Source organism: Rhizobium sp. SL42 (assembly GCF_021729845.1).
In the GTDB taxonomy this organism is placed as follows: Bacteria; Pseudomonadota; Alphaproteobacteria; order Rhizobiales; family Rhizobiaceae; genus Allorhizobium.
On the sequence record NZ_CP063397.1, the window covers coordinates 1,125,596 to 1,137,457 of the forward strand.

Annotated in this window: 11 protein-coding genes and 1 tRNA gene; 5 read left to right on the forward strand and 7 right to left on the reverse strand. The window is 61.5% G+C overall.

Features of this window, described 5'->3' with window-relative positions; translation table 11 throughout:
* Positions 1–54: 54 nt before the first annotated feature.
* The gene (locus IM739_RS05250) at positions 55–204 is read right to left on the reverse strand and encodes a DUF3096 domain-containing protein (protein ID WP_237370154.1); all 150 of its coding nucleotides are present in this window, start codon (positions 202–204) and stop codon (positions 55–57) included.
* A 298-nt stretch (positions 205–502) separates the two neighbouring features.
* Between IM739_RS05250 and IM739_RS05255 the strand changes: the two genes are divergently transcribed.
* The 3 genes from IM739_RS05255 (at position 503) to IM739_RS05265 (ending at position 2,683) form a co-directional block, all read left to right on the forward strand.
* Complete coding sequence (locus tag IM739_RS05255; RefSeq protein WP_237370984.1) at positions 503–1,195, forward strand: orotate phosphoribosyltransferase; 693 nt, start codon at positions 503–505, stop codon at positions 1,193–1,195.
* Positions 1,196–1,272: 77 nt separating this feature from the next.
* A complete protein-coding gene (locus tag IM739_RS05260; RefSeq protein WP_237370155.1) occupies positions 1,273–2,199 on the forward strand; it encodes a carbohydrate kinase family protein in 927 nt (308 codons plus the stop codon).
* Positions 2,200–2,467: 268 nt separating this feature from the next.
* Positions 2,468–2,683 (forward strand): tautomerase family protein, encoded by a 216-nt coding sequence (locus IM739_RS05265; protein ID WP_237370156.1) that lies wholly within the window; start codon positions 2,468–2,470, stop codon positions 2,681–2,683.
* A 56-nt stretch (positions 2,684–2,739) separates the two neighbouring features.
* On the opposite strand, the gene pgi is transcribed toward IM739_RS05265, so the two are convergent.
* Positions 2,740–4,368: a glucose-6-phosphate isomerase gene (pgi, locus tag IM739_RS05270; RefSeq protein WP_237370157.1), complete on the reverse strand. Its 1,629-nt coding sequence runs from the start codon at positions 4,366–4,368 to the stop codon at positions 2,740–2,742.
* A gap of 99 nt (positions 4,369–4,467) precedes the next feature.
* Positions 4,468–6,174, reverse strand: coding sequence for a long-chain fatty acid--CoA ligase (locus IM739_RS05275; RefSeq protein ID WP_237370158.1), 1,707 nt, complete (start codon positions 6,172–6,174; stop codon positions 4,468–4,470).
* 231 nt (positions 6,175–6,405) lie between these two features.
* Here IM739_RS05275 and IM739_RS05280 point away from each other — a divergent pair, with 231 nt between their 5' ends.
* Positions 6,406–6,798, forward strand: a complete 393-nt coding sequence (locus IM739_RS05280; RefSeq protein WP_237370159.1) for a PRC-barrel domain-containing protein — start codon at positions 6,406–6,408, stop codon at positions 6,796–6,798.
* A gap of 276 nt (positions 6,799–7,074) precedes the next feature.
* On the opposite strand, the gene IM739_RS05285 is transcribed toward IM739_RS05280, so the two are convergent.
* From IM739_RS05285 to IM739_RS05295, 3 genes are all read right to left on the reverse strand, one after another.
* Positions 7,075–7,150: transfer RNA gene (locus tag IM739_RS05285), tRNA-Thr, on the reverse strand.
* Between the two features lie 126 nt (positions 7,151–7,276).
* Positions 7,277–8,326 carry a DUF1176 domain-containing protein gene (locus IM739_RS05290; RefSeq protein ID WP_237370160.1) on the reverse strand — a complete coding sequence of 350 codons (1,050 nt, stop codon included), beginning with the start codon at positions 8,324–8,326 and terminating at the stop codon, positions 7,277–7,279.
* A 47-nt stretch (positions 8,327–8,373) separates the two neighbouring features.
* Positions 8,374–9,333, reverse strand: a complete 960-nt coding sequence (locus IM739_RS05295; RefSeq protein ID WP_237370161.1) for an NAD(P)H-dependent flavin oxidoreductase — start codon at positions 9,331–9,333, stop codon at positions 8,374–8,376.
* A 332-nt stretch (positions 9,334–9,665) separates the two neighbouring features.
* On the opposite strand from IM739_RS05295, the gene IM739_RS05300 reads away from it, so the two are divergent.
* Entirely contained in the window at positions 9,666–10,895 is a 1,230-nt protein-coding gene (locus IM739_RS05300; protein WP_237370162.1) for a hypothetical protein, read from the forward strand.
* A 63-nt stretch (positions 10,896–10,958) separates the two neighbouring features.
* Here IM739_RS05300 and ppk2 read toward each other — a convergent pair whose 3' ends face one another.
* Positions 10,959–11,840, reverse strand: coding sequence for a polyphosphate kinase 2 (gene ppk2, locus IM739_RS05305; protein ID WP_237370163.1), 882 nt, complete (start codon positions 11,838–11,840; stop codon positions 10,959–10,961).
* Positions 11,841–11,862 lie beyond the last annotated feature (22 nt).

An 11,862-nucleotide genomic window follows, 5' to 3' on the forward strand; every position in this document is an offset into this window, starting at 1 on the left:
ACCGTCTTCCCCGGCCGTCGCCCCGCCATTGAGGCCACGGCCGGGAGCGATCGATCAAACGTTGACGAGTTGCGGCCAAAGCCCGGTGATGCCGACCAGGATCAGATAGATTGCCACGACATAGTTGAGCAGTCGCGGCATAACCAGGATCAGGATGCCTGCGACCAATGCGATGACGGGCTGAATGGCGAGAGTGGTGTTCATCGTGTCTGCGTCTCCTGGTGTTTTCGGGCCCCGGACATCAATCGCCAGGTGCCTCGAGATGATTGTCGGCAAATAGCTGTCGCGACGTCGAAACGCCCGAGCTTCTGCGATGCCGCGCCGTCATGCAGCGCCATGTCGTCGTGACCTGCGGCTCATCAACTCTGCCGCGCGGGTTATGTTCCATGTCCGCAGGGCTGGCAGATTGCGGCCCCTTCCGACGGCCGGCGCCCTGCTGGCATCTGGTCTCGCCAGCTTCTTCCTGCTATGGGCGCAGGAACCGCATTTCAAGGAGCGCCGGATGACCCAGACCACATTCACCGATCCTGCCGTCATGGCTGAACTCGTCGCGAAGATGCTTTGGGAAATCAAGGCTGTGCACTTCAATGCGGCCGAACCCTACAAGCTGTCTTCCGGCATGCGCAGTCCGGTTTATATCGATTGCCGCAAACTCCTGTCCTATCCGCGCGTCCGTTCCGCGGTGATGGACTTCGCCGCAGCCACCCTGATGCGCAATGCCGGCTTCGAACAGTTCGATTGCATTGCCGGAGGTGAAACTGCCGGCATCCCGTTCGCCGCTTTGCTTGCGGATCGCCTCGGCCTGCCGATGATCTATGTCCGCAAGGCGCCCAAGGGGCACGGCCGCAACGCCCAGATCGAGGGCAACATGCCGGAAGGTTCGCGCGTGCTCGTGATCGAGGACCTGACGACCGCCGGCGGTAGCATGTTCAAGTTCATCGATGCCGTGCGCGCCGCAGGTGGTGTGGTCGATCACGGCATTGCGCTCTTCTTCTACGGCATCTTCCCGGAAGCTGTTGAGCGCTTCGAGGATGGCAAGGTCAAGCTCCACTTCATCGCCACCTGGCGCAATGTGCTGGCCGTCGCCCGCGAGCAGAAGCTGTTCGACGAAAAAACCCTGTCGGAAGTCGAGGCATTCCTCGATGCGCCGCTCGACTGGTCGGGTCGCAATGGTGGGATTTCGTCGCTCGGCTGAGCATTTGCCCAAAGTCGCGCTGGAAAAGCCGGCCGACTTGGTTTAAATCGATTGAAACGGATATCGGGGAGGTCGAGATGATCCTGTGTTGCGGCGAAGCGCTGATCGACATGTTGCCACGCGAAACCACGCTCGGCGAGCGCGCCTTTGCGCCCTATGCCGGCGGCGCGATCTTCAATACGGCGATTGCGCTGGGGCGCCTTGGCATCGACACCGGCTTTTTCACCGGCCTGTCCGATGATATGCTTGGCGACATTCTGCGCGACACGCTGAAATCCTCCGGTGTCGACTTCAGCTATTGCGCGACGCTGTCGCGCCCCTGCACCATCGCGCTGGTCAAGCTGACCAACGGCCAGGCATCCTATGCCTTCTATGACGAGAACACTGCCGGACGCATGATCACCGAAGCGGATCTGCCGACCTTGGACGACAGCTGCGAGGCCCTGCATTTCGGCGCGATCAGCCTGATCCCGGAACCCTGCGGTTCCACCTACGAGGCGCTGATGACCCGCGAGCACAAGACCCGCGTGATCTCGCTCGACCCGAACATCCGCCCGGGCTTCATCAAGGACAAGGCCGCCCACCAGGCGCGCATCGCCCGCATGGCCGACATGTCCGACATCCTGAAATTCTCCGATGAAGACCTGGACTGGTTCGATTTGGCCGGCACCCAGGACGAACGCGCCGCCTATTGGTTGACGCGCGGCGCCAAGCTCGTGGTGCTGACCAAGGGCGCGGAGGGCGCAACCGGCTACACAGCCAATTTCAAGGTCTCGGTACCGTCGAACAAGGTTGAGGTGGTCGACACCGTCGGCGCCGGCGACACGTTTGATGCCGGCATCCTCGCTTCGCTGAAGCGTCAGGGACTGCTGACCAAGGAAAAGGTTGCGACGCTGTCGGAAGAAGCCGTGCGCGAGGCCCTGACCGTTGGCGCCAAGGCTGCGGCGGTGACGGTGTCTCGGGCAGGGGCCAATCCGCCGACGGCGGCTGAGATCGGCTTCTAACGGGCAGCGGACACACTAAGCCAACGCTCGGCGTTGTCCTGTGTTTCCTGATTTCGGTCTAGATTCCGGTCGGGTTGTATTACAGAAAGCTGCCGTAAAGTCCCGGCTCTTGCGCGTGGGGGCTACGACAGATATTCCGCTGAAGCCCTGGCGATCCTGACATTGCCGGGGGGCGATTATTGGGCTATCTCTGCCGCTGCGCCAATGCGCATTGCACGACGTGCTTTGGCGAGACTACACTCAAGCTTCCAAGCATGGAGGCTAACAATTGCCCTACGTCAAAGTTGAAATTGCAAAAGGCATCGCCAGTGCCGATCAGAAGCGCGCTGTCATTCGCAGGATGACCGAGGTTCTCGTCCAGGAACTGGGCCGCAATCCAGAATACGTCTTCGTCGTGATCGACGAGGTGGACACCGACAATTGGGGCAGGAATGGGCTCTCGCTTACGGACCTGTGGCAACAGGCCAAGACGGACGCTCCGTAGGCTTCATTGAACTCTCGGCGTTCAACGAAGCGAACCAGAGCGCAGTCGACCGTCTTTCACTGACCTCGCTTGGCGATCAGAGCCCCGACCAGCCCTTCCGTCGAACTGTCATGTCCTGTTGCCGCGACCTTGCCCTGCACCACCGGCAACAGGCCCGTTGCCAGTTCCTTGCCAAGTTCGACACCCCATTGGTCGAACGAGTTGATCCTGAACAGCACGCCTTCGACGAAGACGCGGTGCTCGTAAAGCGCGATCAGGCGCCCGAGCGCAAACGGCGTCAGCTGGTCATAGACAAAGGTGATCGACGGCCGGTTACCTGAAAAGACGCGGTGCGGGGCGAGGAAATCGGCATCCGCCTCGGAAACCCCCTTGGCGGTCAGCTGGCCCTTGGCTTCGGCCAGCGTCCGACCCTTCATCAGTGCTTCCGACTGCGCCAGGCAATTGGCAATCAGCAGTTCGTGCTGGTGGCGCAGCTCCGGTTCGAAGCCATTGGCGGCAATCATGAACTCGGCCGGGATCACGCTCGTGCCCTGGTGGATCAACTGATAGAAGGCGTGCTGCCCATTCGTGCCGGGTTCGCCCCACACAACCGGGCCGGATGCGCCGGCAACGGGCTTGCCGTCGATCGTCACGCTCTTGCCGTTGGATTCCATATCGAGCTGCTGCAGATAGGCGGGAAAGCGCGACAGCCGCTGGTCATAGGGCAGGATGGTGCGGGTCTGGTAGCCCAGCACGTTGCGATGAAACACGCCGAGCGCCCCGAGCAGCATCGGCAGGTTTTCGCGGAACGGGGCGTTACGGAAATGCTCGTCCATGGCATGGGCGCCGTCGAGGAAGCGGCCGAAATTCTCAGCCCCGATCGCGATCATCAGCGGCAGGCCGATCGCCGACCAGATCGAGTAGCGTCCGCCGACCCAGTCCCAGAAGCCGAACACGCGGGTCGGATCGATACCGAAGGCCGCGACCTTGTCGAGCGCCGTCGACACCGCGGCAAAATGGTGCCCGACCGAAGCCTCGCCGAGCGCATCGGCGATGAAGGCGCGTGCCGTTTGCGCATTGGTCATGGTTTCGATCGTCGTGAAGGTCTTGGAAGCGACGATGAACAGTGTGGTTTCTGCCGAAAGCTGCTTCAGTGTATCGGCGATATGCGCGCCGTCGATATTGGAGACGAAATGCGCCCGTGGTCCATCATGATAGGGCGAAAGCGCCAGGGTCGCCATCACCGGGCCGAGATCCGAACCGCCAATGCCGATATTGACCACGTCGGTGATCGTCTTTCCGGTTGCGCCCTTGATGCTGCCGGAGCGGATGCCTTCGGCAAACCGGCCCATGGCCTCCAGCACACCGTTGACGTCGGGCATCACGTCCCGGCCGTCGACGAATACCGGGCGGTTGGACCGGTTGCGTAGCGCCGTGTGCAGGACAGCCCGTCCTTCGGTGAAGTTGATCGCTTCGCCGGAGAACATAGCCTCGCGCTTTGCTGCCACGCCGCCTTCTGTGCAGAGCTGCTCAAGCAATGCCATGACTTCGTCGTTCACCGCGCATTTGGAATAATCCATCAGCAGGTCGCCGGTTGCGGTGCTGAAGCGGCTGAACCGCGTGCCGTCGGCGGCAAAGGCCGCCCTGAGATCGTCGGCATGTGTGGCCGCGACAGTGCTGGTCAGCTGATCGATGATGGCTTGCATGGGCGGGTCCCCGTTTCGAAAACGATGGCGGGACATTATGCGGACCATACGGCGGGATCAAGTCGCTGAAGGGCCTGATCCCGTCGCATTTCAATCGATTTATTTTTGATCGCGCAATTCACGCCTGAGGATCTTGCCGACATTTGTCTTCGGCAGCTCGGTGCGGAATTCGATGAAGCGCGGCCGCTTGTAGTTGGTCAGGTTTGCCGCGCAATGCGCTTTCAGCTCGTCGATCGTCAGCGCCTGATCCTTCTTCACTACGAAGAGCTTCACCGCTTCGCCGGAATGTTCGTCCGGCACCCCGACGGCGGCGCATTCCAGCACGCCCGCATGCATGGCCGCCACTTCCTCGATCTCGTTCGGATAGACGTTGAAGCCGGACACCAGGATCATGTCCTTCTTGCGGTCGACGATCTTGACGTAGCCGCGCTCGTCCATCATCCCCATGTCGCCCGAGCGGAAGAAGCCGTCCTCGGTCATAACCTTGGCGGTCTCTTCCGGACGCTGCCAGTAGCCGGCCATCACCTGCGGCCCGCGGATGCAGATCTCGCCGACCTCGCCGATCGCCAGCGTCTGCCCGTCCTCGTCGCGGATCTCGATATCCGTCGAGGGCAGGGGCAGGCCGATCATGCCGGAGAATTCATTGCTGTCGAGCCGGTTGACCGTCGCGACCGGCGAGGTTTCCGACAGGCCGTAGCCCTCGGTGATCGGACGGCCCGTCATCTGCAGCCAGCGTTCGGCCACTGGCCGCTGCACGGCCATGCCGCCGCCCAGCGCCAGCATCAGGGACGAAAAGTCGAGATTCTTGAAGTCCGGATTGTTCATCATCGCATTGAACAGCGTGTTCAGCCCGGGGAAAATATGCGCCTTGAAGCCCTGCAATTCCTTGACGAAGCCGGGAATGTCGCGCGGATTGGCGATCAACAGGTTGTGGCCGCCCAGCGCCACGCCCATCAGCGAATTCACCGTCAGCGCGAAAATATGGTAGAGCGGCAGCGCGCAGACGAAATTGAGCACCTCCGGACGGCCCTTGTCGGCAAAGGCTGCTTCCAGCCACAGCGCGATCTGCTGCTTGTTGGCCAGAAGATTGGCATGGGTGAGCGTCGCACCTTTGGAGACACCGGTCGTGCCGCCGGTATATTGCAGGAAGGCAACGTCGCTCGACACCACGTCCACCGGTTTCAATGTCTGGCACGCGCCCTCAGTGAGCATGGACTTGAAGCCGATATGGCCGGGGATCGACCAGGCCGGCACGAGCTTCTTCACCTTGCGCACGACGAGATTGACGATATGCCCCTTCAGGCCAAGCATGTCGCCCATGGCGCAGACGATCACATGTTTGACCTCGGTGCGCGCCAGCACCTGCTCGACCGTATGGGCGAAATTCTCCAGCACCAGGATCGCCTTGGCGCCGCTGTCCTTCAACTGGTGTTCCAGCTCGCGCGGCGTGTAAAGCGGATTGACGTTCACCACGATCATGCCGGCGCGCAGGATGCCATAGACCATCACCGGGTTCTGCAGGATGTTCGGCGTCATCACGGCAACGCGGTCGCTCTTTTGAAGCCCCTTGGACTGCAGCCAGGCACCGACCTTGCGCGACTGGGCCTCGAGTTCGCGAAACGTCATGCCGCGGCCCATGCTCGAAAAGGCCAGCCGGTCGCTGTACTTGGCGCAGCTTGCTTCGAAGAGTGCGCCAAGCGAGGGATGGGCGTGCGGGGCAATGTCTGCGGGGACCGACGACGGATAGGAGCCGAGCCAGATTTTCTCGGCGGCGCGACCGCTGTGGCGGCTCAAGGTTTCCGACATGTATTCCTCCCGAATGTCATTCTTGCCTGCGCGCCTGTTCCGGTGCGAGCTCCTCCTCAGGGCTCGTAAAGCTTATGCTTTCGCCGGACCAGTGCAAGCCCCGCGAGCTTATATAACCTTGACGTAAACGTCAATAATTCTCGTGTGCGCCGGCTGCGCCCGAGAAACATAGGAACCTTCCGGTGCCGAATCCGTTTCTTTTCCATCGACAAAAACAAAGGAGGCAACCCGATGTTGCATCAGAATCAGACCACGCAGGGTCGCGATCCCTATGTCAAGGATACGCCGTCGCTGATCGCCAGCGACAAGGTTGAAGGTACCGCGGTTTATGGTGCCGACGGCAAGCGGATCGGCTCGATCCAGCGTATCATCCTCGAGAAGCGCGGTGGTCGCGTTGCCTATGCCGTGCTCAGCTTCGGCGGCTTCTGGGGCATCGGCGATGACTATTATCCGCTGCCATGGGAAAAGTTGCGCTACGACGAGGAACTGGACGGGTACCGTCTGGACATGACCAAGGACCAGATCGAAGGCGCCCCGCGCTACCGTGACGATGATAGCGACTGGTACAAGAACAACGGTCGCTCGGTCTATGATTACTACGGCGTGCCGCCGTACTGGATGTAATCCACACTCGGAAACAGGCCCCGTTCGCGGGGCCTTTTTTTCTGGCCGGTCCGGCCGCCTATCTCGGGGCTTCGGCTGTCTTGGCGCGCCAGCTATCTTGGGAAGAATGAACGGCAGCGTAATCTCGCTGCAGCGGGAGAGACGTCAATCAACCCACCCGAGCCCGTACTAGAATTACGGCACTCGCGCTCGCGGCGTCCACTGACACATAATTCAGCGCACGGCCAGAACTTTTCAGTCGGCATGCATTTTCGATGGACCTATTTTTTTTAAGAATGGTGCCGCTTGCAGGACTCGAACCTGCGACCCCATCATTACGAATGATGTGCTCTACCACCTGAGCTAAAGCGGCACGCGGCGAAAGGGCAGGGCCCGTCCGCGTTTGGTGATGCGGCTGATACAGGCATTGCCCCGTGATTTCAAGCCGGATTTCTCCTTGATGTGCAAAAAATGGCGGCAGTGCTAATGGCGTGCACCGTCATTTCAGCGGCCATTGCGCCGGCCAGTTCTGCGGTCCGCCGAGATCGTCTCCGTCGCAATCTTTCGATGTCTCGCGATCGAGCAGGAGAACCGGCCCGCCCTGGTTGCTGGCCAGATGCCACTCGTTATAGGTCCCGCAATCGCCGATCCCCCGACCGCGGAAGAAGGCGGTCAGTGAACGCGCTTCGAAATCGTAGTCGAGATTGTAGGCGTCGGACACGGTGCTCGGCGCACCCTCCTGCATCACGGGGAAGGCCATGCGCGTGACGCTGCCATAGCTTTCGACAAACATCGCATAGGGAAAGTTGTAGGCGCCCGGCGTGCCGCAGGGCGTTGCATAGAGCGTTTCGTTTTCCGAAATCTGGTGCGCGAAGGCATTGCCGTCCAGAAGGCTTTCCTCGGTATCGGCGCATTCGCCGCCTTCGGCAAAGCGGCGGCGGATCGCTTCCGGCAAGGCCGAAAATGCGGCGATGTTTCGAAACGGGATCGGCGGAGAAGGCGGCTTGTCGCCCGGAGCGCTCAGCGCATCCGTGTGACCGACCCGCCTTTGCAGGTCGTCCATGAACAGCAGGCCGGCAGCAAATCCCGCAAGCGCAATGTCAGCCTCGACGGAAGCCGCGCCGTGCCTCAGCTTCAGATGCATTGTCGTTCCGTTCTTCAGCGCAGCGACAAGCCCGTTGCCGATGAAGTCGCCGGAAAGCAGCAGCATCGCGCCGACCGGATCATAACGGACGCCGCCCGCCGGAATGGAGAGCGGCGCGCCGCCGTCAATGCTGATCGAGGCGCTTGCACCCCCGGCATCCGTTGCAAGAGCCTCGTCATCCGTCGAAACCGCGATTGTTACCGGCGTTTCGGGTCCGCCGGCACGCTTCAATTCGACTTGGCTGATGGCGCTGTCCGGGATGAACTGGCGCATGCTGCAGTCGCGGGCCTGGCTGCATGTCACCTGCCATGACTGGAATTCCTTGAAGCCGCCGCCGACAGCAAGTGCGATGGCCGGGCCGCAAAGCAGCAGGGCAAGGGTTGGGGGCAGGAGCCGGAACTGCATGAACGTCCTCCGCTATGGATTGCGCAAGGACGCTAGCAGGGCAGGGCTTAGCCGCAAATCGCCTTTTTTGCGCCTATATATTCGCGCTCAAGCCGGTCGACGACATCTGCCACGGGTTCGACCGCCTTCACGGCGCCTATCCCCTGGCCGCAGCCCCATATGTCCTTCCAGGCCTTGGCGCCCGTCGTTGCCTTGTCGAAGTCCATCTTCGACGGATCGGCCTCCGGCAGGTTGTCCGGGTCCATGCCTGCCGCAGCAATGGACGATTTCAGATAGTTGCCGTGAATGCCGGTGAAATAGTTGGAATAGACAATGTCATTGGCCTTGGCGTCGACGATTGCCTGTTTGTAGGCGTCGGAAGCGCGTGCCTCCGTGGTCGCAATGAAGGGCGAGCCGATATAGGCCATGTCCGCGCCCATCGCCTGGGCGGCGAGGACCGCTCCGCCATTGGCGATCGCGCCGGCCAGCAGCAGCGGCCCGTCGAACCATTCGCGGATTTCCTGGACAAGTGCAAACGGCGAAAGCGTACCGGCATGGCCGCCAGCCCCCGTCGCCACCGCGATCAGCCCGTCCGCACCCTTACGGATGGCCGAATTGGCGTGCCGGTTGTTGATCACGTCATGCAGGACAATACCGCCATAGCTGTGCACGGCGGCATTCACTTCTGGCACCGCGCCGAGCGAGGATATGACGATCGGCACCTTGTATTTTACGCACATCATCAGATCATGCTCGAGCCGCTTGTTCGAGGTGTGCACAATCTGGTTTACAGCAAACGGGGCTGCCTTGGCACCGGGATTTCGCGCATCATGCGCCGCCAATTCCTCGGTGATCTCGGCCAGCCATTCGTCGAGCTGGGCTTCCGGGCGGGCATTGAGCGCCGGAAAGGAGCCGACGATACCGGCCTTGCACTGGGCAAGCGTCAGCTGGGGGTGCGAAATGATGAACAGCGGCGAGGCGACGACAGGAAGCCTCAGATTGTCTTTCAGGATTGGTGGCAGGGCCATCACTTCACCTCCCATGAAGTTACGTTTACGAAAACGTCAATTGATTAGCAGAAGCCCGGTGCCGAGGGAAGGCGGGATCGATATGAACTTGGCTTCGAGTGCAAGGATGCTCGCCAGAGCCGGCAGGCTCCAAGATCCGGGTCTTGGCGGCAGCCCGGATGCAGACCGGATCGCGGCAGACGCGATCGGAAAGTCTCGCATCGGTCGCATTCCTGTGTTTATTGTCGCTCAGTTCGGCTTTCTGGGCTTGCAGATGAAAAAGTCAGCGGTTACCGAATCGTTACCAGTATGACGATGTTGCAGGGGCGAACCCCAGAGGAGTATGGCGGCCAGTGAACGGATTGGAGACAGCCATCAGGAACGCGCTGGAGCGTGCGGATCGATCTAACGCCGAAACGCGCGCGCGCATATACCAGTCGGCCCGCCAGGCTTTGGAGAGCGGCCTGCGCAAGCAGAACATCAATGATGTCGAGACCGTCAACTATCAGCGGCGCAAGCTCGAAACGCTGATCCATGAGGTCGAGCTTGAGGAGCGTGCGCGCCTCGATATGACCGTCTCGCCACCCGATGTGGCACCAAGCTCCACGCCGGCGCAGGCTGGCGATGCCGCACCAGCTGTCTCGACGCAGATGCAGACACCGGCTCCGGCCCCGACCGAGGCACGGACCCCGGTCTCAGCGCAGGGCTCCCGCGCGGAACCTGCATTTGCCGCGTCTCCCGCCTCCGCCCGGAGTGCCGGCGCGACCGATCGTGACATCGACCGTGATCCGGTATTCGATGACGACGACCTCTATGCCTCGCCGCGCGACGAGCGTGAACAATCCTCGGATGCCGATGGACCCATGCCGGACATGCGGTCCGAAGCGCCGCTGCGCAAGCCGCGCCGGCGTCGCGGCTTTTTTTCACGCCTGTTTATTCTGGCCATTCTCCTGGCGGGCGCCGGAACGGCGGCCTGGTGGGTGTATTCCTCGGATCTGTTGCTCACCGATGCCGAGCGCGATACCAGCGTCCCCAATCCGCCGCCGCGCGCCGAGGAAGAGGATTTCAACGGACCCGAAAGCGCGCCGCAGGCACCACAGGGCCCCCAGGCCCTCGACAGCCGCGGCGGGTTTTCCGATGACTGGATCGATGTGTTCGAGCCTCAGCAGATCGCGGCCATCCGTCCGCGTGCCAATGGCATGGTCGATGTCGTGACGGCGAGCGACGGAACGGCGGTTCGCCTTGGTTCGCGCAGCGGTGACGCCGACGGCGCGATCGAAATCACGGTGCCCGCCGACGTATTGCGCGAGTTGGCCGGTCGCACGTCGACGATCGCGTTAACCTTGCAATCGGCCGATGACAAGCCGGTGCAGATTTCTGTCGACTGCGATTTTTCCCGTCTTGGTGCCTGCCCCCGCCATCGCTTCACCATCAATCCGCAAAAGCTGGACGCCCTGTTCCGGGTCAGTTTCGACAGCGGAATGGCACCCGCCAGCGCTGGCCGCCTGGTCGTCAATGCCGATCTGTCGGGCGGCGGTCGCGGCGTCAACCTCTATTCGGTGCGCATCCTGCCCGGCCAGTGACCTGGCCAGTGATCCGGCCGAGTCGAGGGATCCGACCGCTCAAAGATCTGCAGGCCCGCGCGGTCACTTGAGGAAATCCGGCCCCTTGCCGATGATCTTCTTGTCCATCTTGCCGATCTTGTCCTCGTCCTTGCCCTCATAGTCGATCGACAGCAGCATGTGGCGTATGATGTTCAGGCGCGCGCGTCGCTTGTCATTGGCATGCACGACCGTCCAGGGCGCGTGGTCTGAATGTGTCTCCTTCAGCATGCGGTCGCGCTTCGCCGTATAGTCGTCCCATTTGTTCAGGGCCGCGATATCCATCGGCGACAGTTTCCACACCTTTAGCGGATCGTGCCGGCGGTCATGGAAACGCTTCAGCTGCATTTCCCGGCCGATATCCAGCCAGAACTTGAAAAAGAATATGCCTTCCTGGACGATCAGCTTCTCGAACCGGGTCGCCTGCTTGAAGAAGTCCTCGTATTGCTCCGGGGTGCAAAAGCCCATGACCGGTTCAACGCCTGCGCGGTTGTACCAGGAACGGTCGAACAGCACGGATTCCCCGGCTGTCGGGAAGTGATAGACATAGCGCTGGAAATACCACTGGCCGCGCTCCGTCTCGGTCGGCTTGGTCAGCGCCACAACCCGTGCAGAACGTGGGTTCATATAGGCGAGGGTCGAATGAATGGCGCCGCCCTTTCCCGCCGCATCGCGCCCCTCGAACAGCGCCATCACCCGCTTGCCGGTCTTCTGCATCCAGAACTGCACCTTGACGAGTTCGATCTGCAGCCGTTCCAGTTCCTTGTCGAAGGTCTGCTGATCCAGCTTCTTGTCATAGGGGAAGCTGCCGGATTGCAGGGCATTGTCATCGATCCACTTCGGTAGCTCAACCGCGTCGATGTCGAACACCCGCTCTGCGCCGCCGATTTTCAACGTGGTCGCGCGGCTCTCAGTCTGCTGGTCCATGGGGTTCCTCTCCGGCTTGCCT